Annotated in this window: 25 protein-coding genes; 19 read left to right on the forward strand and 6 right to left on the reverse strand. The window is 57.2% G+C overall.

Annotated elements, in window-relative coordinates; genetic code table 11:
* Positions 1-19: 19 nt before the first annotated feature.
* A complete protein-coding gene (locus V6936_RS02255; RefSeq protein ID WP_039942887.1) occupies positions 20-823 on the reverse strand; it encodes a hypothetical protein in 804 nt (267 codons plus the stop codon).
* Between the two features lie 106 nt (positions 824-929).
* On the opposite strand from V6936_RS02255, the gene V6936_RS02260 reads away from it, so the two are divergent.
* The 3 genes from V6936_RS02260 to fdxA all read left to right on the forward strand — a co-directional run bounded on the left by V6936_RS02260 (position 930) and on the right by fdxA (position 3,054).
* Entirely contained in the window at positions 930-1,259 is a 330-nt protein-coding gene (locus tag V6936_RS02260) for a hypothetical protein (protein ID WP_003799117.1), read from the forward strand.
* Positions 1,260-1,510: 251 nt separating this feature from the next.
* Positions 1,511-2,584: a linear amide C-N hydrolase gene (locus V6936_RS02265; RefSeq protein ID WP_003799119.1), complete on the forward strand. Its 1,074-nt coding sequence runs from the start codon at positions 1,511-1,513 to the stop codon at positions 2,582-2,584.
* A gap of 137 nt (positions 2,585-2,721) precedes the next feature.
* Positions 2,722-3,054, forward strand: coding sequence for a ferredoxin FdxA (fdxA, locus tag V6936_RS02270; RefSeq protein WP_219234928.1), 333 nt, complete (start codon positions 2,722-2,724; stop codon positions 3,052-3,054).
* Here fdxA and V6936_RS02275 read toward each other — a convergent pair.
* On the reverse strand, positions 3,051-4,586 hold the full coding sequence (locus V6936_RS02275) for an MFS transporter (RefSeq protein ID WP_131070694.1): 1,536 nt from the start codon (positions 4,584-4,586) through the stop codon (positions 3,051-3,053). The two genes, fdxA and V6936_RS02275, sit on opposite strands and share 4 nt — an antisense overlap.
* 84 nt (positions 4,587-4,670) lie before the next feature.
* Between V6936_RS02275 and V6936_RS02280 the strand changes: the two genes are divergently transcribed.
* Entirely contained in the window at positions 4,671-5,537 is an 867-nt protein-coding gene (locus V6936_RS02280) for a LysR family transcriptional regulator (RefSeq protein ID WP_131070693.1), read from the forward strand.
* Between the two features lie 6 nt (positions 5,538-5,543).
* Here the strand turns inward: V6936_RS02280 and gph are convergent, their stop codons facing one another.
* From gph to ompA, 3 genes are all read right to left on the reverse strand, one after another.
* Positions 5,544-6,242 carry a phosphoglycolate phosphatase gene (gene gph / locus V6936_RS02285; RefSeq protein WP_219234927.1) on the reverse strand — a complete coding sequence of 233 codons (699 nt, stop codon included), beginning with the start codon at positions 6,240-6,242 and terminating at the stop codon, positions 5,544-5,546.
* Between the two features lie 6 nt (positions 6,243-6,248).
* Entirely contained in the window at positions 6,249-6,971 is a 723-nt protein-coding gene (gene ubiG / locus V6936_RS02290; protein WP_003799127.1) for a bifunctional 2-polyprenyl-6-hydroxyphenol methylase/3-demethylubiquinol 3-O-methyltransferase UbiG, read from the reverse strand.
* Between the two features lie 83 nt (positions 6,972-7,054).
* Positions 7,055-7,651 (reverse strand): outer membrane protein OmpA, encoded by a 597-nt coding sequence (gene ompA / locus V6936_RS02295; protein ID WP_003799131.1) that lies wholly within the window; start codon positions 7,649-7,651, stop codon positions 7,055-7,057.
* A gap of 440 nt (positions 7,652-8,091) precedes the next feature.
* Between ompA and gyrA the strand changes: the two genes are divergently transcribed.
* The 14 genes from gyrA (at position 8,092) to cysM (ending at position 23,462) form a co-directional block, all read left to right on the forward strand.
* Positions 8,092-10,785 carry a DNA gyrase subunit A gene (gene gyrA / locus V6936_RS02300; RefSeq protein WP_131070691.1) on the forward strand — a complete coding sequence of 898 codons (2,694 nt, stop codon included), beginning with the start codon at positions 8,092-8,094 and terminating at the stop codon, positions 10,783-10,785.
* The gene (gene serC / locus V6936_RS02305) at positions 10,785-11,894 is read left to right on the forward strand and encodes a 3-phosphoserine/phosphohydroxythreonine transaminase (protein WP_003799135.1); all 1,110 of its coding nucleotides are present in this window, start codon (positions 10,785-10,787) and stop codon (positions 11,892-11,894) included. Before gyrA ends, serC begins: the two co-directional genes overlap by 1 nt.
* Positions 11,887-12,978 (forward strand): prephenate dehydratase, encoded by a 1,092-nt coding sequence (gene pheA / locus V6936_RS02310; RefSeq protein ID WP_003799136.1) that lies wholly within the window; start codon positions 11,887-11,889, stop codon positions 12,976-12,978. The genes serC and pheA overlap by 8 nt, the downstream gene beginning before the upstream one ends.
* 290 nt (positions 12,979-13,268) lie before the next feature.
* Entirely contained in the window at positions 13,269-14,153 is an 885-nt protein-coding gene (locus tag V6936_RS02315) for a prephenate dehydrogenase (protein WP_003799138.1), read from the forward strand.
* The gene (gene aroA / locus V6936_RS02320) at positions 14,150-15,472 is read left to right on the forward strand and encodes a 3-phosphoshikimate 1-carboxyvinyltransferase (protein ID WP_131070689.1); all 1,323 of its coding nucleotides are present in this window, start codon (positions 14,150-14,152) and stop codon (positions 15,470-15,472) included. Before V6936_RS02315 ends, aroA begins: the two co-directional genes overlap by 4 nt.
* Positions 15,469-16,146, forward strand: a complete 678-nt coding sequence (gene cmk, locus V6936_RS02325; RefSeq protein ID WP_003799142.1) for a (d)CMP kinase — start codon at positions 15,469-15,471, stop codon at positions 16,144-16,146. Before aroA ends, cmk begins: the two co-directional genes overlap by 4 nt.
* 87 nt (positions 16,147-16,233) lie before the next feature.
* Complete coding sequence (gene rpsA / locus V6936_RS02330; protein ID WP_003799144.1) at positions 16,234-17,952, forward strand: 30S ribosomal protein S1; 1,719 nt, start codon at positions 16,234-16,236, stop codon at positions 17,950-17,952.
* Positions 17,953-17,957: 5 nt separating this feature from the next.
* Positions 17,958-18,317 carry an integration host factor subunit beta gene (locus V6936_RS02335; RefSeq protein ID WP_003799146.1) on the forward strand — a complete coding sequence of 120 codons (360 nt, stop codon included), beginning with the start codon at positions 17,958-17,960 and terminating at the stop codon, positions 18,315-18,317.
* Positions 18,318-18,431: 114 nt separating this feature from the next.
* Positions 18,432-18,767 carry a LapA family protein gene (locus V6936_RS02340; protein WP_003799149.1) on the forward strand — a complete coding sequence of 112 codons (336 nt, stop codon included), beginning with the start codon at positions 18,432-18,434 and terminating at the stop codon, positions 18,765-18,767.
* A 16-nt stretch (positions 18,768-18,783) separates the two neighbouring features.
* The gene (gene lapB, locus V6936_RS02345) at positions 18,784-20,031 is read left to right on the forward strand and encodes a lipopolysaccharide assembly protein LapB (RefSeq protein WP_003799150.1); all 1,248 of its coding nucleotides are present in this window, start codon (positions 18,784-18,786) and stop codon (positions 20,029-20,031) included.
* Positions 20,028-20,957: a D-glycero-beta-D-manno-heptose-7-phosphate kinase gene (gene rfaE1, locus V6936_RS02350; protein ID WP_100214761.1), complete on the forward strand. Its 930-nt coding sequence runs from the start codon at positions 20,028-20,030 to the stop codon at positions 20,955-20,957. The genes lapB and rfaE1 overlap by 4 nt, the downstream gene beginning before the upstream one ends.
* A complete protein-coding gene (gene rfaD, locus V6936_RS02355; RefSeq protein WP_003799154.1) occupies positions 20,954-21,952 on the forward strand; it encodes an ADP-glyceromanno-heptose 6-epimerase in 999 nt (332 codons plus the stop codon). The genes rfaE1 and rfaD overlap by 4 nt, the downstream gene beginning before the upstream one ends.
* A 118-nt stretch (positions 21,953-22,070) precedes the next feature.
* Positions 22,071-22,457 (forward strand): ComEA family DNA-binding protein, encoded by a 387-nt coding sequence (locus V6936_RS02360; protein WP_003799156.1) that lies wholly within the window; start codon positions 22,071-22,073, stop codon positions 22,455-22,457.
* 99 nt (positions 22,458-22,556) lie between these two features.
* On the forward strand, positions 22,557-23,462 hold the full coding sequence (gene cysM / locus V6936_RS02365) for a cysteine synthase CysM (RefSeq protein WP_240208564.1): 906 nt from the start codon (positions 22,557-22,559) through the stop codon (positions 23,460-23,462).
* Here cysM and mltB read toward each other — a convergent pair.
* Positions 23,459-24,652 (reverse strand): lytic murein transglycosylase B, encoded by a 1,194-nt coding sequence (mltB, locus tag V6936_RS02370; RefSeq protein WP_131070688.1) that lies wholly within the window; start codon positions 24,650-24,652, stop codon positions 23,459-23,461. The genes cysM and mltB overlap by 4 nt on opposite strands.
* Positions 24,653-24,663: 11 nt before the next feature.
* Here mltB and V6936_RS02375 point away from each other — a divergent pair, with 11 nt between their 5' ends.
* Complete coding sequence (locus V6936_RS02375; RefSeq protein WP_301605859.1) at positions 24,664-25,587, forward strand: histone deacetylase family protein; 924 nt, start codon at positions 24,664-24,666, stop codon at positions 25,585-25,587.
* The last annotated feature ends 70 nt before the right edge of the window (positions 25,588-25,657 follow it).

Consider the following 25,657-nt stretch of genomic DNA (forward strand, 5'->3'; position numbering starts at 1 on the left):
CGCCCCTTTTCCTATTTTCCTAGTAACGCCAGCTCAGACCCAGCACCGGACCGGACAGGTGTGCATCAAAGACTTGGCCGGATCGGCGGTAGTTCACATCCAGCATCTTGTATCCGGCCGTCAATGAAAAGTTCTCTGACAGATCGTAGTTCAGGGTCAGGGTGGCCTGATAGCTCAGACGTGAGCCCACGTTAAATCCGCCCACGTGAATTTGCGCCTGCGTGGAGAGCTCCGGGTTGAAACGATAAAACGCGCGCAGTCCCACCATGGGGTCTACCCAGTTGAAGCTTTCCTGATGGTGACGGCTTCGGCCCGCGATGCGCAGGTGGGCACGGCTGCGGATGTCCCAGAAGGAAAAGCCGGCCAGTGCGTCCAGGCTGGCTTGCTCGGAATCATAGAAGCGATAGCCGCCTTGCAGGGTTCCCATAAAGAGACGCGTGTCCATCGTTCCTTCTGCCGCACCCACCAAGGGCAGCCCGCCCACCACTTCACTTTCACGGGTGTTCACATAAAGCAGGTCGCTGTTGAGCACATAGCGGTCGCGACGCAACCAGGTATTGAGAAAAGCAGCTGCGCGCAGACTGTGCCATACATCCGAGAACGACTTTTCAATATCCAGTGAAGGGGCGCGTTTGAAGGGAGAGCTCTCTCCAGACAGGCCGGTGATCCAGGCGTAAGGGGTGATCTGCACGGCGTAGCGGGATGAGGGGGGGCTATCGTGCAGGGGTTCTGGTTGCTGGGCGTTCACCTGGGTATGAAGCAGGGCGGCCAGGAGCAAGGCAGCCAAGTGTTCATAGCGCAAATGAGTGGGTGTCCATGTCATTGTTCTGAGGCCCTTTTTAGCGGTAAGCAGTGACGGCGCACTGGCGCCTGCCGTGTTTCTTTCGGTATGCTGGACAAGTCGATCACCAATTTGTGGAGAGCGTGTCATGCATGTGTTTTACCTTAGCAAGCAAGATATTGATAAGTTGTTGCCCTTGGTGCAAGCGGCGTTACAAGCTGATCGTGGTGGACAAGTCGGCTTCACGAATGAGGAGTTGGCCTTGCGTTCAGCGCTGGAAAAGCTGCCTGACCCCAAATTGTCCGAACTCTTGGCCGGCGCGTTGGTGGACCCAGGCCGCAGTGCAGTTGGCCTGGCTGATGAGGATTATCGGGAAAATCTGCTGGCCTTGGAGACGTTTGACAGCACCTATGTCCTGGCTCAGTTAATGGATAACTATGCACGCTTGCCTGGTTTTTTTAACTGTCTGGAGTTTTAGTCCGATGCGCAAAAATGGCCCTTTGAAGGGCCATTTTTTTGGGGAGGCTCTTTATGACCGTGTTGACGCTGTCAGCCTGCGTGACTCCGTTTGCGACCCTGTTTTTGTCGGACCCGTACCACAAGCACCCATGTCGCTTGACGTGGCGCCGTAATCCTGTTTTTGTTACGTCCATGTCCAATGTGTCGACTGTGGAAGCAGTCTGTTCTTTGTTTCATTGGTTGGGCGGCTCGCCGTCTCTGGAGAAAAAGATGTTGTTAAACAAATGTCGTCGTACCTTGGTGGCGTGTGCGCTTGGTCTGGCTTTGGCGCCGGCAGTTTCCCAGGCCTGTACTCGCGCTGTTTTTCTGGGTGACAACGGGCAGGTGATTACGGGCCGTTCCATGGACTGGAAAAGGGACGTCGGGACCAACCTCTGGATCTTTCCGCGTGGTGCCAAGCGTACTGGAGAGGCTGGGCCGGCTTCCATTGAATGGACATCAAAGTATGGCAGTGTGATTGCCTCTGGCTACGATATTGCATCGACCGACGGCGCCAATGAAAAGGGCCTGAACGTCAATCTCTTGTGGTTGCCGGAGTCGCAGTTTCCCACCCCGGCAAAGGGCGACAAGACCTTGAGCTTGTCTTTGTGGGGGCAGTATGTGCTGGATAATTTCGCAACGGTGGCAGAGGCAGTCGCTGCGCTGGAGAAAACCCCCTTTGTTGTGCTGACCGACTCCCTGCCCGACGAGGATCGTCTGGCGACCTTGCATCTGTCGATGTCGGATGCCTCTGGTGACAGCGCAATTATCGAATATATCGATGGCAAGCAGCGCATTCATCACAGTCGCCAATATCAGGTCATGACCAACTCGCCCACCTTTGACAAGCAATTGGCGATCCGGGATTACTGGCAGGACGTGGGAGGGCTTAATTTGTTGCCCGGAACGAGTCGGGCGGCCGATCGCTTTGCACGCGCGTCGTTTTACATCAATGCAGTGCCGCGCAATCTGAGCGATGACAAAGCGGTTGCCAGTGTCTTGAGCGTGATTCGCAATGCCTCGACGCCTTACGGTATGACGGTTCCCGATCAGCCGAATAACTCATCGACCCGCTGGCGCACGGTGTTCGACCACCAACGCAGCTTGTATTATTTTGACTCGGTTCTGTCGCCTGGCGCTTTCTGGCTGGATATGAAGAAGGTGGATTTCTCCGCCGAAACTGGCAAGGTGATGAAGCTGGATCTGGGGCCTGAGCAAAGCACGGTTTACATGGGTGAAGTGCTGGAGCATTTCAAGCCTTCCCAGCCTTTCCGTTTTCTGTCCGTGAAAGCACCTGCTATTTAAGACGGTTGGACACAGACTTCTGTGTCCAGCTGAGTAGGCGGCACTAGAAAAAAGGGGTAGGGCATGTAGGACATGAAAACGAGTCATGTTCAGCTGTTATGCTATGCCCCGTCTTGATTTGTTAAAGCTGTTGTTGAATGACCTACGTAGTAACGCAAGCCTGTATTCAGTGCAAGTACACCGATTGTGTGACGGTGTGCCCCATGGACTGTTTTTTTGAAGGCCCCAATTTTCTTGTTATTCACCCTGATGAGTGCATTGATTGCTCCATCTGTGTGGCAGAGTGCCCAGTGGGGGCGATTGTCAGTGATCAGGATGTCACGCCCGAGCAGCAGGTGTATGTGGAACTGAACCGCAGCTTGAGCGCACATCCAGCCTGGAGGCGCATCACTGAACAAAAAGCGCCGTTGCCAGACCATGAGTATTGGGCAAGCCAGCCCGACAAGTTGGCGCTATTGAAAAAAGACTAATCGGCGTGCGAACGCCCGGGGGAGCGCTGAAAGTACCAGACCGCCAGCGCAGCCATTGCCAGTAGCACAGTACAACTGGCCAGCACGGCGACATAGCCTCGGTCGAAGGCATCGCGAGCCAACTCCGCCAATCCGAAGGCCTGCTCTTGTGGCAGGTTCTCCGTTATCAACAGGGCCTGATCCAGGCTGTCGTAGGCCAGGGGATGAGCGCTCAATGTCTCGGGCAAGATCAGGCTGGCGCTATAAACGAACGACAGCAGGCTGCCCATGAGGGTCACGCCCAAGGCGCCGCCCAGTTCATACGACATTTCTTCGACAGAGGCCACCATCCCGGCACGTGAGGGGGGCACACTTTGCATGATGGTGCTGGAGGCGGCAGTCATGGCCGCGCCTATACCCAGACCCAGCATGACCAGGCTGATTACCTGCAAAAACTGGGCACTGTTGTGCCAGAGCAGGTAAGCCGCCATGCCTGCCGCTGCCAGGCTTAGGGAGCCGATCAGCAGACGCTTGCTGCCAATAACCATCAGCAAACGACCTGCCAGGGGACCGGCCAGGAAGGCGGCCAATGGCAAGGGAATAATGGCCAGACCCGCCTGCAGCGGCGAGAAGCCCAGTACCAGTTGGAGGCGTTGGCTAAAAACGAGCTCCATGCCAATCAGGGCGGCCGAAGCGCTCAGGGCGGACAGAACAGCCGTACTGAGCGTGGCATTTTTGAACAGGGCAAAATCCAGCAAAGGAAAGGGACTGCGATTTTGCTGCCGGACAAACCAGCCCAGAAAGAGGACGCCGACCACCAGGGCTCCCGCTGTCAGTCCCCAATCGGTATAGAGCTTGCCCATTTCCTTGATCGCCAAGGTACTGGCAACCAGCCCCACCATAATCAGCACGGAACCTTTGATATCCCAGGGTCGGGAACTGTCCGGCGTGGAACGCGGCACCAGCAGCCAGCCCATGGGCAGGGCGATCAGTACGATAGGGACGTTGATCAGAAAGACCGAGCCCCACCAGAAGTGCTCCAGCAGAAAGCCCCCCAGGACCGGTCCAAAGGCCGCGCCGCCCGAGGCGATGGAGGACCACACACCAAAGGCCACTGCGCGTTCACGCTCATCGTGAAAAGTGATGCGAATCAATGACAACGTGGCGGGCATCATCATGGCGGCAGCCACGCCCAGAAATGCCCGTGCCGCGATCAGAAAGGCCGGGTTGGGGGAATAGGCCGCTGCTACCGAGGCCACTCCAAACATGGCCAGACCAGACAGAAACAGGCGCTTATGGCCGAGACGATCTCCCAGCGTGCCCATGCCAAGCAGCAGGCCAGAGACGACCAGCGCGTAACTGTTAATGATCCAGAGCTTGTCGGAGGCCGACGCCTGCAGGTCATGGGTCAGCCGGGGAAGGGCGGTGTAGAGCACCGTCATGTCCACCACAATCAACAAGAGTGCCGCCGATACAATGGCCAGAATCAGCCAGCGACGGCCGGGGGACAAGGGAACGGGTGAGAGGTGACGGTGAGTCGGACTGTGCAGCATAACAACGCAAAGGAGTGGCAAAACCCGTATGATCCATCAATATTATCAACCGACAAAGTTGATTAGCATCGATGGAATAGATACATGGACTGGACACTGGAACGTATTCGACACTTTGTGGCCGTAGCAGAGACGGGCTCCATGACGCAGGCGGCCAAAGACCTGGGCAAGGTGCAATCAGCGGTCAGCACCTCTATCGCCTTACTGGAGGCAGACCTGAATCTGGCCCTGTTTGACCGTTCGCGCAGAACCTTGAGCCTGACCGTTCCGGGTGAAATCATGCTGTTGGAGGCCAAAGCGCTGCTGCGTCAGGCCGACGTGCTGAACCGGCGTGCGCTGGATTTGTCGCAGGGGCAATCTGCCCGGCTGGAGATCAGCCTGGATGAGGCCTTGCCCCAGGAGCCCCTGCGCCTATTGCTCAAGGAGCTGGCAGAACGTTGGCCGGGCTTGGAGTTGACGATCTGGAATGGCACCGCCTCTGAAGTGATCGACTACATGAATGAGGGGCGCTCGGATGTAGCGCTTCAATTTGATCGCGGCGCTGACGTGACATCCTTTGCGCAACGGTATATTGGGGCTGTCCCTCAGGCAATCTGCGTGTCGCGAACTCATCTCTTGGCGGGTCAGGACCAGGTCAGCCGCAAAGAGCTGACTGCGCACAGACAGTTGCTGATTCACATTGAAGGCATGGAGCAGACGGTCGTCAGTCCCAGCGTCTGGCGTTCAGACAGCTTTTACGTGATTGCCGATATGGTGGCGGATGGTCTGGGCTGGGCGATATTGCCGCTTAATATTGCCGAGTATGAAAACCTGCGCAACAAACTGGCGCAATTGCATTGCCAGGAGATGATGCTGCCCCCCTTGCCAGTGCGAATGTTGTGGCGGCAAGGGCAATCTTTGCCGCCTGCGGCCCTGTGGATGCAGCAGCGCCTGTCGGAGCTGCTGCCGTAGTTTTGCCTAGCAGGTGGCCGAGTGGCTGGGGTGGGAAAGTTGACCCGTGGCCCAGCGTTGTACGCCGTCCCAGATATCGTTGGCATGATGAACGGTCAGATCCGCCTGCCAGGTACCGATGCTGTCGTCACCTGCGCAATAGCCGTAGGCAGCAATCATGGTTGCCATGCCGGCAGCCCGGCCTGCCTGAATGTCACGTAGATCATCGCCTACATACAGACAGTCTGCAGGTGCGAAGCCGGCCTTGCTGGCGGCATGCAGCAAGGGCTCCGGGTGCGGCTTGGTGTGTTGCGTGGTGTCGCCACCTACTGTGACTGCGCAAGTCTCTTCCAAGCCCAGATGACGAATCAGGGGCAGAGCCAGGTATTCGAGCTTGTTGGTGACAATACCCCAGGTATAGCCAGCTTGTTCTAGCTGGCTGAGCATGGGAGCCACACCGTCGAACAAATAGGTCAGCTCCGTCATGTGATCGTGGTAATCCTGCAAAAACTGTGCCCTCAGTTGCGCATAGTCCGGATGATCGGTGTTGATATCCAGTGCTACCTTGAGCAGACCACGGGCGCCGTGCGAGGCGTAGGGTCGCAGGGCATCGTACGGCAGTTCAGGCAGGCCTCGTTCCTTGCGCATGCGATTGGCGGTAGCCGCCAGATCGGGAGCAGAGTCGGCCAGGGTGCCGTCAAAATCGAATAGAACCAGTTTATTCATAAGGGCTTAGCGTTGGCGGCGGCTGGCCAGCAGGTAATTGACGGAGGTGTCGTCCGACAGACGATAGTGCTCGGTAATCGGGTTGTATTCCAGGCCTTTCAGGGCCAGTGCGTCCAGGCCGCTGCGACGGGCCGAGGAAATCAGTTCGCTGGGCTTGATGAAACCTTCGTAGCTGTGCGTGCCTTTGGGGATCAGGCGCAGCAGGTATTCGGCCCCCACGATGGCAAACAGAAAAGATTTGGGATTGCGGTTAAGGGTCGAGAAAAACACCCAGCCACCGGGTTTGACCAGCTTGGCGCAGGCCGCAATGATGGAGCCGGGGTCTGGGACATGTTCCAGCATTTCCATGCAGGTGACAACGTCAAAGCGGCCAGGATGCTGATCGGCCATGTCTTCAGCGCTGATCATCTCGTACTTGACCGGCACACCCGACTCCAGGCTGTGCAGACGGGCAATTTTCAAGGAACGCTCAGCCAGATCAATGCCGGTGACTTCGGCGCCCGACTGGGCCAGGCTTTCGGACAGAATCCCGCCTCCACAACCGACATCCAATACCTGTTTGCCAGCCAGGGAGCCGGTGTAGGACAGAATCCAGTCCAGACGCAAAGGGTTGATGGCGTGCAGCGGTTTGAATTCGCTGTCAGGGTCCCACCAGCGAGATGCCAGTGCACTGAATTTATCGATCTCTGCCGGATCGACATTGACGTTAGTGACGGTGGAAGCGGTCATGGCTCATCCAAAAAAATTAAGGCCCCGCAAAAGCGGAGCCTTAATTGTAGCCTTAGCTACAGAAATACGTGGTGCAGCAAGAATTACTTGCGGTTGCCCACGATTTCGATTTCTACGCGACGGTTTTGAGCGCGGCCTTCGCGGGTCTTGTTGGACGCCACGGGGTTAGCTTCGCCCTTGCCTTCGGTGTAGATACGGTCAGCAGGAACGCCCTTGTTGACCAGGTATGCTTTAACAGCATTGGCACGACGCTCGGACAACTTCAGGTTGTAAGCTTCGGTGCCGATCGAGTCAGTGTAACCGGTAGCAATCAGGGTTTCCAGATCGATGGACTGAACAGTGTCAGCCACTTGATCCAGAACCTGGCGACCTTCTGGCTTGATGGTGGATTTATCAAAGTCGAAGAAAGTGTCAGCGTTCAGAGTCACTTTAGTGACGGTAGGAGCGACGACAGGAGCTTCGGGGGCTTGGGCAACGGGCACACCGTCACAACCTGGAATACCCGTAGCAGGGGTCCAGAAGTTGTTGCGCCAGCACAGTTCGTTGGTGCCGTTTTTCCAAACGTCGCCAAACGGGTTGCGCCAGTTGTTAACTTCGCCGGACTCTTGTGCGGAAACTGCACCGGTAGCCGATGCGGCGGCAATGGCGAGTACAAGTGCGATTTTGGAGGGTTTGTTCATATTTCTCCTCGTTGAGCTGATGCTGTTAAGTGACCGCAGCGAACCCCTGCCGCTGATTAACGGAACCAGTATAGCAATCCTTTGCACGGAACAAAGACTTGCTTGCGCTGGGTTTCATGCGTGTTAGGTCGAATCTTAAGACATTTCGGCCACATGCGTGAGGGGGACGGGGAACGATTCGCGAACTTGCGTGGAATTAGGCTTGTTCTTTCCTGTTATTGTTGGTTTTAGGCAACAGGATAAGGGCTGGCCGGATGAGCGGATCGGTGGCCGATACGATTCATGAATGACGGTTTTTTGATGATTCACCGCTTTCAATCGCTGATCGCCGGGCCTGTCGCCGCGCCACGCTGCGTCCCCCTATGTGAAAGTGCTAGAATTTCCTCTTGTCCGTTTACGGCTGGCTTACTGCTTAACCCATATCTATAAAGAATTGACCTATGGATTCCTTTGCCAAGGAGACGCTTCCCGTTTCGCTTGAAGAGGAGATGCGCCGCAGCTACCTCGATTACGCCATGAGCGTGATTGTGGGCCGTGCTCTTCCCGACGTGCGAGATGGTTTGAAGCCCGTGCATCGACGTGTTCTGTTCGCCATGCATGAACTCAATAACGACTGGAATCGTGCCTATAAGAAGTCGGCTCGTATCGTCGGTGACGTGATCGGTAAGTACCACCCGCATGGTGACTTTGCCGTCTATGCCACTATCGTGCGTCTGGCGCAGGACTTTTCCATGCGCTACACCCTGGTCGATGGGCAGGGCAACTTCGGTTCCATCGACGGCGATAACGCCGCGGCCATGCGTTACACCGAAATCCGCCTGGCCAAGATTGCTCACGAGTTGCTGGCTGATATTGACCAGGAAACCGTGGATTTCGTGCCCAACTACGATGGCAGCGAAAAAGAGCCGGCCCTGTTGCCTTCCCGCCTGCCCAATCTGCTGGTTAACGGCAGCTCCGGCATTGCCGTGGGCATGGCGACCAATATTCCGCCGCATAACCTGGCCGAAGTGGTCAACGGCTGTCTGTACTGCCTGAGTCATCCCGAGTGCACAGTAGATGAACTGATTGAATACATACCGGCTCCTGACTTTCCGACCGGCGCCATCATCTACGGCATGTCCGGCGTGCGCGAAGGCTACCGTACGGGCCGTGGCCGCGTCATCATGCGCGCCAGCACGCACTTTGAAGACATGGAAAAGGGCAACCGTCAGGCCATCGTGGTCGACGCCATTCCTTATCAGGTCAACAAGAAGTCGCTGCAGGAACGCATTGCCGAACTGGTCAATGAAAAGCGCATCGAGGGTATCTCCGATATTCGCGACGAGTCTGACAAGGACGGGATGCGCCTGGTGATCGAGCTCAAGCGTGGCGAAGTGCCGGAAGTGGTGCTGAACAATCTCTACAAGAATACGCAGCTGCAAGAAACCTTCGGGATGAACATGGTGGCCCTGGTCGATGGCCAGCCCCGTTTGCTCAACCTGAAGCAGTTGGTGGATTACTTCCTGAGCCACCGCCGTGAGGTGGTCACACGTCGTACCGTATTTCAGTTGCGTAAGGCACGCGAGCGCGGCCATGTGCTGGAAGGCCTGGCTGTGGCCCTGGCCAATATTGATGAGTTCATTGCAATCATCAAGGCCGCCCCGACTCCTCCGGTCGCGCGCGTCGAACTGATGGCTCGCTCCTGGGATTCCGGTCTGGTGCGCGAGATGCTGGCGCGAGCCGACACCAGCGCCATTGTGGGTGGCCGGCAGGCTTATCGTCCTGATGATCTGGGCGACGAGTTCGGCATGAGCTCGGACGGCCTGTATCGTCTGAGTGACGTGCAAGCTCAGGAAATCCTGAACATGCGCTTGCAGCGCTTGACGGGCCTGGAGCAGGACAAGATTGTTCAGGAATACCGTGAGGTCATGGACAAGATTTCTGATCTGCTGGACATTTTGTCCAACCCCACCCGTGTGTCCGCCATCATTGGCGACGAGCTGATCGCGGTGCGTGACGAGTTCTCGGCCACCGGCAAGGACGTTCGTCGTTCGCAAATCGAACACAACGCCACCGAGCTGGATACCGAAGACTTGATTACCCCTATGGATATGGTGGTTACGCTCTCGCATACCGGCTATATCAAGAGCCAGCCGCTGTCCGAATACCGGGCACAGCGTCGTGGTGGCCGTGGCAAGCAAGCTACCGCCATGAAAGAGGACGACTGGATCGACAAGCTGTTCATCGCCAACACGCACGATTACCTGCTGTGCTTTTCCAATCGGGGCCGTGTGTACTGGCTCAAGGTCTGGGAAGTGCCTCAAGGTTCGCGCAACTCGCGTGGCCGTCCCATCGTCAATATGTTCCCTCTGGAAGAGGGCGAGAAGATCAACGTGGTGCTGTCCGTCAAGGAATTCAGCGAAGATCAGTTCGTGTTCATGGCGACCTCGCGCGGCACGGTCAAGAAGACCCCGCTGTCCGACTTCTCCAACCCTCGCAAGGCCGGCATCATTGCTGTGGGCCTAGACGAGGGCGACTACCTGATCGGTGCTCAACTGACCGACGGTGTTCATGACGTCATGTTGTTCTCCGATGCAGGCAAGGCGGTCCGCTTTGATGAAGGCGATGTGCGCCCAATGGGCCGTGCGGCTCGCGGTGTGCGCGGCATGACGCTGGAAGAGGGCCAGTCTGTGATCGCCTTGCTGGTGGCCGAAGACGAAACCCAATCCGTGCTGACTGCCACCCAGAACGGTTTCGGCAAGCGCACCCCGATTGGCGAATACACCCGTCACGGCCGTGGCACCAAGGGCATGATTGCCATCCAGACCTCGGCTCGTAACGGCAAGGTTGTGGGTGCCGTGCTGGTCCGTGAAACCGACGAAATCATGCTGATTACCAATGCGGGTGTGCTGGTCCGTACTCGTGTGGCGGAAATTCGCGAGATGGGTCGAGCCACTCAGGGTGTCACCTTGATCAGCGTGGATGACGACAGCGAACTCTCTGGTGTGTATCGCGTGGTGGAGACCGATGACGAGGTGGACGCCGAACTGGCCGATCAGGCTGAGCAGGCGCAGGCTCCAGACAGTCTTGAGCAGGATAATCAATCTGATGCCGCCCAAGACCAGGCGGACTCTTCCGGCGAGGAAAACGAGTAATGCGTGTATGGAATTTTTCGGCGGGCCCCTCGATGCTGCCGTTGGAAGTGCTGGAGCAAGCCGCCGCTGAAATGACGGACTGGCATGGCACGGGCATGTCCATCATGGAGATGAGTCACCGCAGCAAGGACTATATGGGCGTGCGCGACGAGGCGGAAGCCGATTTGCGTGCCCTGTTGTCCGTGCCGGATGACTTTGCGGTGCTGTTTGTTCAGGGCGGGGCGCAGGGCCAGAATGGCCTTCTGCCCTTGAACCTGATCCAGCGCAATGGCAGTGGCAAGGCTGACTACGTGCTGTCGGGCAGCTGGTCAGTCAAGTCCTGCGAGGAGGCCCAGCGCTATGGCGACATTCATGTTGCCGGCACCAGTGGGCAGGCCTGGCAGGATCAAGGCAAAGAGTGGGCTCCCTGGACCTGGTTCCCTGAGCCCTCTCAATGGGATGTGCGCCCCGATGCCGCTTACTTGCACGTCTGTACCAATGAAACCATTGGTGGCGTGGAGTTCAACGATATTCCCAAGCTGGATGTGCCCGTTGTTGCTGACGTGTCCTCCAATATCTTGTCCTGCCCGATTGATTTCTCGCGTGTGTCCGTCGCCTATGCCGGCGCGCAAAAAAATGCAGGCATGTCGGGCATCGCCCTGATGATGATACGCAAGGACTTGCTGGGGCACGCCATGGATCTGTGCCCGTCGGCGTTCAACTACGCCAATATTGAAAAGCAGCAGTCCATGTTCAACACGCCGCCCACCTACTCGATCTATATGGCGGGCCTGATGTTCAAGTGGCTGGAGCGCCAGGGCGGCGTAGCTGCCATGCAGGCGCGTAATGCAGCCAAGGCTCAAGCCCTGTACGGTTTTCTGGATGCCTCCGAGTTCTACACCAACACCGTGCATCCTGCGTACCGCTCACGCATGAATGTTCCGTTCCTGTTGCGTGATCAGTCTTTGGATTCCCTGTTTCTGGAACAGGCCACGGCCGCGGGTTTGACGTCCCTGAAAGGACACAAGAGCGTGGGCGGCATGCGTGCCTCGATCTATAACGCCATGCCGCTGGAGGGCGTGCTGGCACTTATCGAATTCATGACTGATTTTGAACGACGGAATGGCTAATACCTTAACTGAGCGCCTGCTCCCTTGGCGCAATCGTATTGATGAGCTGGATCGCCAGATCCTGGAGTTGCTTAACGAGCGTGCTCGTGCGGCTTTGGAAGTGGGCAAGATCAAGCAGGACTTCAATACCGAGGAAGTCATCCTCAAGCCCGAGCGCGAAGCCCGTATTGTGCGTCGTCTGCAGTCTGAAAACGGTGGGCCTTTTACGTCCGCTGCGGTCGAGGCCGTATGGGGACAGATCATCTCTGCCTGCCGGGGCCTGGAAAGCGTATTGCGCGTGGCCTATCTGGGGCCCCAAGGCTCTTTTTCGGAACAGGCTGCCTATGAGCATTTCGGTCATGCTCTGGACGGCCTGCAATGCGACTCCTTTGATGAGGTGTTTCGCAGTGTGGAGGTCGGTCAGGCGGAGGTAGGCATGGTGCCGGTTGAGAACTCCACCGAAGGCGCCGTGAATCGCACGCTGGATCTGTTGCTGAACTCGCCCCTGCGTGTTTTGGGTGAGCGCTCGATTCGCGTCCACCACAATTTGCTGACCAAAAGCGGCACGATGGAAGGTGTGACGCGCGTCATGGCGCACCCCCAGGCTTTGGCCCAGTGTCAGAACTGGCTGCAAAAGCACTATCCGCAGCTTTTGCGCGAGGCAGCCTCCAGCAATGCCGAGGCCGCCCGCATTGCGTCCAGCGATCCTACCGTGGCCGCGATTGCCGGTAATACCGCCGTCACTGCCTGGAATCTGGGTGTCGTGGAGGCGGGCATTCAGGACGATCCGCATAACCGCACGCGTTTCCTGGCAATTGGCAACATCGAGTCCTTGCCCAGCGGCAATGACAAGACCAGTATCATTCTGGCCGTACCCAACCGTGCAGGCGCCGTTTACGACATGCTCTCTCCCCTGGCCGTGCATGGGGTGTCCATGACCCGCCTGGAGTCGCGTCCTGCCCGGACAGGCCAGTGGGAATATTATTTTTACGTAGATCTCATTGGTCATCGCGACGAGCCTGCCATGGCTGCTGCGCTGGCAGAGCTGAAGAAACAAGTCGCTTTTTTCAAAATTCTGGGCTCATACCCTGTAAACGACTTTTAAGCATCCAAGACACGACGGGTCTGGGCGGGGAAGCGTTCCCGCCCACGGTCAGCTTGCCCTGATAGGGGGGGCGGCTTGTTTTAACAAGGCATGGGACCGGCTGTGTCATTAGGGCATAACGATACAAAATACCGAGCTTGCAGGTCGCCTCGCTCTTTCGTCGATGGTCGCGCAATAGTCTGGCAGTATCTGCATTGACACCCGGTTTTCCAGCGGCATTGCACGTAATACGCCAAGCATGGACGGTCTGGGAGGGAACGTAATTAATCATGATAGCGTCATCAGAAACTATGGCGTCTGCGCCTTTGGTTCCGGTGCTGGCAGTTGTTGGGGTCGGTTTGATCGGCGGCTCCCTGGCATTGGCACTCAAACGCTACGGAGCGGTAGGCAAAGTGCTGGGCGTCGGTCGACAGCTCAAAAGCCTGCGGCGAGCCCAGGAACTGGGCTTGATCGATGAGGTCGCCACGCTGGAGCAGGCCGCTCAACAAGCGGATTTGATCATGTTGGCCACGCCTATCGGTGCAATGGCTTCGGTGTTGAAAACGCTGCGCCCCCATTTGCGTGACAGCACCTTGATTAGCGATGCGGGCAGCACCAAAGCGGATGTGGTTCGCGTGGCGCGTGACGCGCTGGGCGATCGTATTGGACAATTTGTTCCTGGTCATCCGATTGCCGGTGCGGAAACGGTAGGCCCCGAGGCAGCCCGTGCCGATCTGTACGATGGTCGCAACGTTATTCTGACACCTCTGGAAGAGAACCCAGCCAGTGCGCGCGAGCGTTTGATCGCTGTCTGGGAAGCCTGCGGAGCGCGGGTCATGCTGATGGACCCGGCTACGCATGATGAGGTGCTGGCCTCGGTCAGCCATGTGCCGCACTTTCTGTCCTCGGTTTTTATGTGGCAGGTTGCCTCCAGCGCCAACTCGGACCAACGCTTTGCCTTGGCCGGGACGGGTTTTCGCGACTTCACCCGTATCGCTGCGGGCTCGGCCGAAGTGTGGCGCGATATTTTTCTGAGCAATCGCCAGGCCGTTCTGGGCCAACTGCAAGAAGTACGTCAGGCCCTGGATCAGGCTGAACAGGCTTTGCAGGATCAGGACGGCCAGGCTTTATACGAATTTTTAGAGCGTGCTGCCTTGGCGCGCCGTTTTTGGGCAAGTAGGAGTGGTTTGCAATGAGCCAGAGCGACAGTCTTGTTTTGAATCCCGTCAGCCGTGCGTGTGGCGAGCTGCAATTGCCGGGGTCCAAGAGCATTTCCAATCGGGCCCTGTTGTTGGCCGCGTTGGCTCAGGGGCAAACGCGACTGGAAGGCTTGCTGCATTCGGACGACACCCGCGTCATGATGGCCGCGTTGCAGCAAATGGGCGTGACCGTACAGGACCTGGGTCAGGGCGTGGTGGTGATCGACGGCGGAGCGCCGTTTGCGCATCGCGACGCCGATCTGTTTTTGGGTAATGCCGGTACGGCGTTCCGCTCCTTGACCGCGGCCTTGGGCCTGATGGGAGGGCGCTTCAATCTGAGCGGCATTGCCCGTATGCATGAGCGTCCTATCGGGGATCTGGTCGATGCGCTGCGCAGTCTGGGTGCAGATGTGCAGTATCTGGGAGCGGAGGGTTATCCACCCCTGGCAATCGGGGAATTGGCCCAGGTGGATCAACAGCGCGTGTCGGTGAAAGGCTCGGTGTCCAGTCAGTTCCTGACCGCACTGCTGATGGCTGCGCCTTTGTTGACGGCTCGTACTGCTCAGCCCTTGCGCATCGAGGTCGAAGGGGAGCTGATATCCCAGCCTTATATCCACATAACGCTGGCCATGATGGCGCGTTTTGGTGTGCAGGTCGAGCGGGAGGGCTGGAGCAGCTTTACTGTGCCAGCCGATGCTGCCTATCTCAGCCCCGGCACGTACTCGGTGGAAGGAGACGCGTCATCTGCGTCGTACTTCATCGCGCTGGGGACAATCGGCGGTGGCCCGCTACGTATTCAGGGGGCGGGCAGCGACAGTCTTCAAGGCGATATTCAGTTTGCCGATGTGGCAGAGGCGATGGGCGCCCGTATTGAGCGTCATGCCAATGAGTTGATTGTCTCCGGTCTGTGTGTGGCGCGCGGCGACAAGCTCAAGGCGTTCGATCTGGATTTCAATCACATACCGGACGCGGCCATGACGGCCGCGGCCATGGCCATGTTTGCGGATGGTCCTTGTACCTTGCGCAATATTGCCAGCTGGCGCGTGAAGGAAACGGACCGTATTGACGCGATGCAGGCCGAGCTGCGCAAGCTCGGTGCCCGAGTAGAGTCAGGCCCAGACTGGTTGACCGTGCATCCCATTGCGGCAGATCAATGGCGTTCGGCCCGCATCGCGACGTATGATGATCACCGCATTGCCATGTGTTTTTCACTGGCCAGCTTCGGCCCGGTGGCGGTCACCATTCTGGACCCCGCCTGCGTCAGCAAGACATTTCCCGATTATTTTTCTGTTTTTGAACACTTGGTGCAGGCATGACAGCGCAGAGCATTCCCGTCATTACCATTGATGGCCCGACCGCCTCAGGGAAGGGGACGATTGCTTCCCTGGTCGCGCAGCGCTTGGGCTGGCACACGCTTGACAGTGGTGCCTTGTATCGCTTGACAGCGCTGTCTTGCCTGCGTCGCGGCGTAGATGTGCAGGATCAGGCGCAGGTCCAGCAGGCCGCCCAGAATCTGAATGTCCGTTTTGACTACCCCCAGATTTACATGGACGGTGAGGATGTCACGGACGCCATTCGCCAGGAAGAGGTGGGTAATCTGGCTTCCCGGGTGGCGGCCCTGCCGCTGGTGCGTGAGGCGCTTTTGCAACGTCAGCGGGATTTTCGCGTCGCTCCTGGACTGGTGGGCGATGGACGCGATATGGGCACCGTGGTGTTTCCGGACGCACCCTTAAAGATATTTTTGCTGGCAGACGCGCAGGTGCGTGCCCAAAGACGCTGTAAACAGTTGAGCGAAAAGGGTATTTCTGCTAATCTTACGAGTCTTTTGGCGGACTTGCGTGAGCGCGACGAGCGAGATCGTTCCCGAACTCATGCGCCGCTTGTGCCTGCGCCGGGTGCCCACATCGTGGATTCTTCCCAGCTCAGCATTCAGGAAGTTGTAGATAAAGTGCTCGACCTCTGGTCGGGCATCGCGGTCCCGACAGCCTAATCCCGTGCTGATCGGGCTTTGTTCACTCCACCGGGTTCTGCCTGGTGTGTTTTTTTTAACGGCCATTTTGGCTGACGGATTGATTTAATGTCCACTAACCTTCACACAGACGCAACGGGCGGCGAAAGCTTTGCCGATTTGTTTGCAGAAAGCATTAAAAACCAAGACCTCAAAAGCGGCGAAGTTATCTCCGCCGAGGTTCTGCGTATTGACCACAACTACGTGCTGGTCAATGCTGGCCTGAAGTCCGAGGCACTGATTCCTCTGGAAGAGTTCCTGAACGATCAGGGCGAACTGGAAGTTCAGGCAGGTGACTTCGTTTCCGTGGCTATCGATGCCTTTGAAAACGGCTACGGCGACACCATTCTGTCCCGCGACCGCGCCAAGCGTCTGTCGGCCTGGTTGTCCCTCGAGCAAGCGCTTGAGTCCGGCGAACTGGTCAACGGTACCATCACCGGTAAGGTCAAGGGTGGCCTGACGGTCATGACCAACGGCATCCGTGCATTCTTGCCCGGTTCGCTGGTTGATCTGCGCCCTGTCAAAGACACCACGCCATACGAAGGCAAGACCCTGGAATTCAAGGTCATCAAGCTCGATCGCAAGCGTAACAACGTTGTGTTGTCGCGTCGCGCCGTGCTGGAAGCCTCCATGGGCGAAGAGCGTCAGAAACTGCTGGAAACTCTGTCCGAAGGCGCTATCGTCAAAGGTATCGTCAAGAACATCACCGATTACGGTGCGTTCGTTGATCTGGGCGGCATCGACGGTCTGCTGCACATCACCGACATGGCCTGGCGCCGTGTCCGTCACCCATCCGAAGTTCTGCAGGTGGGTCAGGAAATCGAAGCCAAGGTTCTCAAGTTCGATCAGGAAAAGAGCCGCGTCTCCCTGGGCGTCAAGCAACTGGGCGAAGATCCCTGGATCGGTCTGGCACGTCGCTACCCACAAAACACCCGTCTGTTCGGCAAGGTGACCAACCTGACCGATTACGGTGCATTTGTTGAAGTGGAAGACGGTATCGAAGGTCTGGTTCACGTATCCGAAATGGATTGGACCAACAAGAACGTTGACCCACGCAAGGTTGTGACCTTGGGTGAAGAAGTCGAAGTCATGGTTCTGGAAATCGACGAAGATCGTCGTCGCATCTCCTTGGGCATGAAGCAGTGCCGTGCCAACCCATGGGAAGATTTCGCCATCAACTTCAAGCGCGGCGACAAGGTTCGCGGTGGCATCAAGTCCATCACCGACTTCGGCGTGTTTGTTGGTCTGCCAGGCGGCATCGATGGTCTGGTTCACCTGTCCGACCTGTCCTGGTCCGAGACGGGCGAAGAAGCCGTTCGCAACTTCAAGAAGGGTGACGAAGTTGACGCCGTGGTTCTGGGCATCGACACCGACAAAGAGCGCATCTCCCTGGGTATCAAACAGCTGGAAGGCGATCCGTTCAACAACTTCGTGGCTACCTACGACAAGGGCGCCGTGGTGAGCGGTGTTGTCAAATCGGTCGAGCCTAAGGGTGCTGTTGTAACGCTGTCGCTGGACGTTGAGGGCTACCTGCGTGCCTCCGAGATCTCCTCGGGCCGTGTGGAAGATGCCACCACCGCACTGAAAGAAGGTCAGGAAATCGAAACCATGATCTTGAGCGTGGATCGCAAGACCCGTTCGATTCAGTTGTCCATCAAGGCACGTGATACCGCCGAAACCGCTCAATCCATGGCCCGTCTGACCGAAGCCAGCGCTTCGTCCGGTACGACCAACCTGGGTGCTCTGCTGCGTGCCAAGCTGGACCAGCAGCAACGTGACGACGGTTAATCAGCGTGACAAAGTCTGAGCTGATCGCGTTGTTGGCCAGCCGCTATCCGCAGCTGGCTCTGCGCGATATGGATTTCGCCGTGAAAACGGTTTTGGATTCGATGACCCAGGCTCTGGCCAGTGGTCAGCGGATCGAAATCCGAGGGTTTGGCAGCTTTTCGCTTTCTACCCGCTCGCCGCGGGTAGGGCGCAATCCCAAATCCGGTGAAAAAGTGATGGTGCCTGGTAAACAGGTGCCACACTTTAAGGCCGGCAAGGAATTGCGTGAGCGAGTCGATTCTGTCTTTCTTGAGCAAGAGCACATCGAGGCAGATGACCAGTCCTCTGCCTTCGAGCAGCTCAATGCGAGAGTCCGTCACGGTTAAGACCTACTTGCACACTGATGACACAGGCCCTTTACAGGGCCTGTTTTGCGTGTGCGCTAAATTCCGCTTGCACGTACAATCAGACATTATAAAAACACTGTTGGAGCCCTAAAAATGCGCTATCTAGTCTGGGTATTGCGTCTGCTCGTTTTTGTGATCGTGCTGCTGTTCGCACTAAAAAACACCGAACCGGTGCAAGTCAGCTTTTTTGCCGAGCATATTATTCAAGACGTTCCCTTGATCGTCGTGATGCTGGCCGCGTTTATTTTAGGCTTGGTGTTGGGGCTGCTGCTGATGGTCGGTGCCGTGATGCGTCGCCGTCGCGAGGTCAACCGCCTGCGACGCGAAATGGATCGTCTGCAAGACAGGCTGGAACAGGCACAGCCTTCGCCTGGGAACACGGCGGCCGCTGTTGCGCCTGAGACCGTCGCCCCTCTGGCGCCTTTGTAAGCCCTTGGAGTAAACAGTGGATTTTGAAACCTGGTGGTTGGTTTTTGTACCCCTTCTTTTTGGCTTGGGCTGGGTCGCGGCGCGGGTGGATTTTCGGCAAATGATGTCCGAAACCCGCAGCTTGCCCGACTCGTACTTCAAGGGCTTGAACTTTCTGCTCAATGAAGAGCCGGATCGTGCCATTGATGCGTTTGTGGAAGTGGCCAAGCTGGACCCTGAAACCACCGAACTTCACTTTGCGTTGGGCAGTCTGTTTCGTCGCCGCGGCGAGATGGAGCGCGCCATCCGTGTGCATCAAAGTCTGCTGTCGCGCGCTGACTTGCCGGTGGCCGATCGTGAAAACGCACAATTTCAGATCGCCCAGGATTTCTTGAAGGCCGGTATGCTGGATCGGGCCGAAGCGGCGTTTGAGGCAGTACGTGAGACGCGCTTTGCTATTCCTGCCATGCGCGCCCTGATTCGCATTTACGAGTCCGAGCACGATTGGCCGCGGGCGATTGAGGCCGTGCGTCGTTTGCGGGCGCTGGTCGACGAGCCGGTCCCCCAACTGGTGCATTACCAGTGTGAGCAGGCTGAAGGCGCTTTGCAGGGCAAGCAGCCGGACTTTGACCGGGCTGCAAAAGCCTTGGATGAGGCGGAAAACGCCATCCGAAAATTGGGAACGGGGCAAGGCATGTATGCTTCCCAGGCGCGGGTTGCGGGTTTGCGTGCGCGTCTGGCTCGCATGCAAGGGCAAAACGAGCAGGAGCGGGCTTATCTGGTGTCCATTTTGAGCAGCGCCCCGGAGTATGTGGGCTTGTATGCGACCGAGTTACTGGACAGTTACCGTAAACTGGGACGGGCCGAAGAGGGGGTTGCCATGCTGCGCAGCCACTATCAGCAGCATCCCAGCCTGGATATTTTCAATGTGTTGTTCCGTGTTTTGCGTGAGCAGGAAGGCCACTTGCAGGCATGGGCCTTTGCCCGGGATGCGCTGCGAGCCCATCCATCCTTGCTGGGACTGGACAAGATGCTGGAAGTCGAGCTTCAGGATCAAGGTCAGGACAAAGAAGGAGGCGACGGGGGGCAAGCAGTTGGTGTGGACCAGATCATTGCGGGGGCCGATTTAAGCCTGTTGCGCTCTTTGATCCATCGGCATACTCAGCGCCTGGACCGTTATTCATGCAGTTCTTGCGGCTTTGAGGCGCGCCATTTCTACTGGCAATGTCCCGGTTGTAATTCCTGGGAGACCTATGCTCCTCGACGTCTTGAGGAGCTGAAATGATGAGCTTCCCAGCGCAAGCTGTTGCCGCCAGCCGTGTGCTGGTGGTGGGGGATGTCATGCTGGACCGCTATTGGTTTGGTGACGTGGACCGTATTTCTCCCGAAGCGCCAGTTCCTGTGGTCAAGATGGGACGGGTCGAGGATCGCCTTGGCGGCGCGGCCAACGTTGCCCGCAATATTGCGGCTTTGGGGGCACAGGCCAGCTTGCTGGGTGTAATCGGACAGGACGAGGCTGGCAGGACGGTGCAGGAACTGGCCAAAGCGGACCACGTGCAGGCTCATTGGGTGCAGGACCCGGTCATGCCCACTTCCTTGAAGTTACGCGTTCTGGGTCGGCAGCAGCAATTGCTGCGGGTGGATTTTGAAGAAAGTCCCGCCCTCTCTGCGCTGGATCAGTTGCAGCAAACCATGAGTGATTTGCTGGACCAGCATCAGGTGTTGGTCTTGTCGGACTACGCAAAAGGCGCGTTGGCGCAGGTGGAAAGCTTGATCGCCCTGGCGCGATCGAAGAATATCCCCGTTCTGGTTGATCCCAAGGGCAAAACGTACGAACGCTATCAAGGGGCCACAATCCTGACGCCAAACCGTTCGGAAATGCAAGAAGCGGTAGGTGCCTGGAAAGATGAGGATGATTTGATGCGACGCGCTCAGGACCTGCGTCGCAAACTGAATCTGGAGTGTTTGCTGATTACGCGCTCCGAACAAGGCATGACCTTGTTCACCGAACAAGGACGTGAGCACGTAGAGGCACAGGCCCAAGAGGTGTTTGATGTCTCGGGTGCTGGGGACACGGTATTGGCAACCTTGGCAGTGATGCGTGCCGCTGGCCTGGACTGGTTGCAAGCCATGCGTTGGGCGAATCGCGCGGGAGGTATCGTGGTCGGAAAATTGGGTACGTCGATTGTGACGGCAAAGGAATTGGCATGATTGTAGTGACCGGTGGCGCTGGTTTTATTGGCAGCAATTTGGTGAAAGGCCTTAACCAGCAGGGGATAAGCGACATTCTGGTCGTGGATGACCTGAGCGATGGCGACAAGTTCGTCAATCTGGTTCAGGGTCAGATTGCCGACTACATGGATAAGGATGATTTTCGTGCCCGCTTGGCGCGTGACGAGTTCTCCAATATCGAAGCCGTGCTGCATCAGGGAGCCTGCTCGGACACTACCGAGCGCAATGGCCAGTTCATGATGGACAATAACTACCGGGTAACCCTGGAGATCTTTGAATACTGTCAGGCCAAGCGCATCCCGTTGTTATATGCCTCCTCAGCGGCGGTTTATGGTGCCGGTCCGCTGTATGCCGAAGACCTGAGCAACGAAGCGCCGTTGAATGTCTACGGATACTCCAAGTTCCTGTTCGACCAGGTGTTGCGCCGCCATCTGGACAGCCTGCGCGCACCTGTGGTGGGATTGCGTTACTTTAATGTCTATGGTCCGCAAGAGCAGCATAAAGGCCGGATGGCCTCGGTGGCCTACCATAATATGCTTCAGTACCGCCGCGACGGTCATGTCCTCTTGTTTGGCGGCTGGGACGGGTATGTGAATGGCGGCCAGCAGCGCGACTTCGTTTTTATTGACGATGTCGTGTCGGTGAATCTGCATTTTCTCGGGCAGGACAAGCAGTCGGGTGTCTTCAATTGTGGTTCGGGTCGCGCCCAACCTTTCAATGATGTGGCACAAACGGTCGTCAACACCTTGCGCGAGCACGACGGCTTGCCAGCGCTTGAGCTGGAGGATCTGGTATCGCAGCAGTTTCTGCAGTACATACCCTTCCCGGATGATTTGAAGGGGCGCTATCAAAGCCATACTCAGGCAGACTTGACCCAGTTGCGCGCGGCTGGCTATGACAAACCTTTCCATGATGTGCAGACTGGCGTGGCCGAATACGTGCGTCGTTTATTGCAATCGGGTGCGCTGCGCTAAGCAGGCCAGGATGACGGTGTCCATGCGGACTGCCACGCATGGCTAAAAGCGGTTTGCGGGCCGATTTTTCCTTTCCATTGGCAGCACCATAAAGGCTTCTTTCCAAGGAGCCTTTATTATGTGTATTCCGCTCAATGTATTTCCCGTGTTCCATGGTCGTACGCGCCAGCAGCCCAGTTGGCGCAGTAGCGTGCTGCGTGTGTTAGTTGCGCTGTGGATGTTGGGTCCCTGGGGCCTGGCGGTCGCGCTGGATCTCAATACGGCCAATGCCCAGGAGCTGCAACAAATCAAAGGCATAGGTCCCCGCACGGCTGAACTGATCCTGGAGGAGCGCCAGCGCGGTGGGCCTTTTGACTCCTTGCAGGACTTGGCCGATCGGGTCAAGGGAATAGGCGCAAAAAAAATTATCACGATGGAGCAGTCAGGTCTGAAAGTGGAGACCGGCAAAGCCGCGGGCAAGGCGCTTGCCAATAAGACCGATGCGGATATACGAAGAAAGCCGTAGCTCTGGGCGTAGACTCGTTTTAAGCTAGTAGTTTGTTTAGTCTGCAGGGGCAGCCAGTGTGAGCTGGCTGCTGTTTTGCGCAAGGTAAGAGATTTATTGATGAAAAACTATCCCACCATTGAAGATACCGTCGGTCAGACCCCTCTGGTACGGTTGCAACGCATACCAGGTGAGTTCGGACAGGCGCGCGGTAACGTCTTGTTGGCCAAGCTGGAGGGCAATAACCCGGCAGGTTCGGTGAAAGATCGCGCTGCCCGCTCCATGATTCAGCAGGCCGAGCGCCGCGGTGATATCAAGCCGGGGGACACCTTGATCGAGGCCACCAGCGGCAACACCGGGATTGCCCTTGCCATGATTGCGGCCGTTCGTGGCTACAAGATGATTTTGATCATGCCCGATAATCTGTCGCTGGAGCGTCGTGCCTCCATGACGGCTTACGGGGCCCAGCTGATTCTGACACCCGCCGATCAAGGAGGTATGGAATACGCTCGTGATCTGGCTTTGAAGATGCAGGCCCAGGGGCAGGGCAAGGTGCTGGATCAGTTTGCCAATAAGGATAATCCGGACGCGCACATACACAGTACTGGCCCGGAGATCTGGCAGCAGACAGATGGCCAGGTTACGCACTTTGTCAGTGCCATGGGGACCACAGGCACCATCATGGGAGTCGGCAATTATTTGCGCAGCCAAAATAGCGGCATTGTCGTGGTGGGGGCGCAGCCTGCGCCGGGAGCGCAAATTGCGGGCATTCGTAAGTGGCCGGAGCAGTATCTGCCCAAGATCTACGACCCCTCCAAGGTGGATATGTTCGAGGAAATCGGCCAGCAGGAGGCCGAAGTCATGACACGCCGTATGGCGGCCGAAGAGGGGATCTGTGCCGGTATTTCGTCTGGCGGCGCGCTGGTGGCGGCCATGCGCGTGGCCCAGCGCGTGCAAAACGCCACCATCGTTTTTATAGTGTGCGATCGTGGCGACCGCTATTTGTCCACTGGTATCTTCAATTAATTAGGGTTGCCGTAACCCATCTGCCAGGCCAGTTCGGACGCCAGGTCGGCAACCGAGCTGGCATAAAAATAGCTGCGGTTGTAATGGGTAATGGCAAAGAAGTTGGGCGTGCCCAGACGGTATTCAGTGGTATTGCGGGGCTCGTCCACCAGGTTGACTACCCCTAGTTTGGCCTGCTGCCACAGGCCCGTGTTCTGGGCTTGGCCTTTGACACTGGCCCCGGCATGGTGCAGTTGCGCCCAGTTCAGCTTGGGGTAAATGCCGCCATCGACCATCTCTTTATTGGCCGTGCTCAGCGCCACCGGGGCAAAAACTGGCAGTCCTGGCTCCCAGCCATGGGCACGCAGGAAATTGGCGATCGAGGCCATGGCGTCGGCCGGATTGTTGCGCAAATCTATACGGCCATCGCCGTCTCCGTCCACGGCGTAACGTATCAGGCTGCCAGGCATGAATTGGGACATTCCCATCGCGCCGGCAAACGAGCCCTGGGCAATCCGTGCATCCAGTTCACCTTGATGATGCAGTTCGATCAGATCCGCCAGTTGATCCCGAAACAGTTGGCCGCGCTCGGGCCGACTGTTGTCCGGATAAGCGAAGCCTAGTGTAAACAGGGCGTCCAGTACCTTGAAGTCCCCCATGATTTTTCCGTAGACGGTTTCCACGCCCAAAATAGCGACAATAATGGAAGGCGGTACACCGTAGTCCTGGGCGATTCTGTCCAGTGTCAGACGATGCTTCTGCCAGAACTGAACCCCCCCTTGAATGCGTGCCGGATCGACATTGCGCTGCCGGTAGGTGACCCAGCTGCGCTTGATGCGCCCTTTGGTGGGGCGCATTAATTTAGCCGCGGTTTCGTTATATTGAGCCTGCTGCAGCAGATCGATAACCAAATCCTGGGGGATGTTGCGTGCGAATGCTACCTCTTGCGCATAGGCGGCGATATCCTCGTTTAATTGACCGTTTAATTGAAAAAACTGCGTCCGCCCGGAACGGGACTGGCCGGCCTGAATTGACCTCGGTTCGGGCAGAGCCTTGATGGTGATGGCAGCTGTTGCTGGGGATGGGGCTTGAAAGGTCGCGTTGTTGCTGGGTTTGGTGTCCGAAGACGGGGGCTGGGAAGTGGGGGTGGCGCAGCCGGCAGTGCTCAGCGCGATCAGTACTGCTTGCAAAATTCGAGTGGGTCTGAACATAATCCATCCTCATGGAGACACTATATTTTATCCATCCATCATGCCATTTGCATGAGATGGGGAGATGGCATCCGGAAAGTCCGCAGCGACTCGATGCCATAAACGATCAACTGCTCTCGAGCGGTCTGGCATCCTATCTGGCCCAGCGACAAGCCCGGCTGGCGACGGATGAGGATATCTTGCGAGTCCATGACCGCGCCTATTTGCAAAAACTCAAAGAACAGGTGCCGCGTCAGGGCTATTTCAATATAGACCCCGATACCTTGATGAATCCTCATACCCTGGAAGCGGCCTATGCAGCCGCTGGTGCGGGCCTGGACGCCGTCGACGGGGTCATGACCGAGGACGCGACTGGGGCATTTTGTGCCGTTCGCCCTCCCGGGCACCATGCCGAGCGGGCGCGGGCCATGGGGTTTTGCTTTTTCAACAATATCGCTGTTGCCGCGGCGTATGCGATGGAGAAGTATGATCTCAAGCGTGTGTTGATTGTGGATTTCGACGTACACCACGGCAATGGCACCGAGCAGATTTTTGCCGGTGATGAGCGCGTTCTGATGTGCAGTTTCTTTCAGTCGCCATTTTTTCCTGATTCCTTTCAGGACCCGGCAGCGCAAAACATGGTAAATATACCGGTTGAGGCCTACACCAAGTCTGCTCAGATTATCGATCTGTTCAAACAAGTTTGCTTGCCCCGCATCGAGGCATTTGCCCCAGAGATCGTCTTTTTTTCGGCAGGCTTTGACGCTCACCGTGAAGATGAGATGGGGCAGCTCAGTTTGGTTGAGGCCGATTATGCGGAATTGACCGCGATGGTTGTCCGGGCTTGTGCGCCTAGTGCCGGCCATCGTCTGGTCAGCATGCTGGAAGGGGGGTACGATCCCTCGTCCCTGGGACGCAGCGTGGTGGCTCATATCAAGGCACTCGCCGGGCTTTAGGCGAGCGGCCTCGGGCTTTGGAATTCTTCCCGAGCCCTATTTCAACAGAACAATTTTTTAATTAAGACTG

The sequence above is a fragment of the Alcaligenes sp. CHO6 genome (assembly GCF_037120595.1).
GTDB classification, from domain to species: domain Bacteria; phylum Pseudomonadota; class Gammaproteobacteria; order Burkholderiales; family Burkholderiaceae_B; genus Alcaligenes; species Alcaligenes ammonioxydans.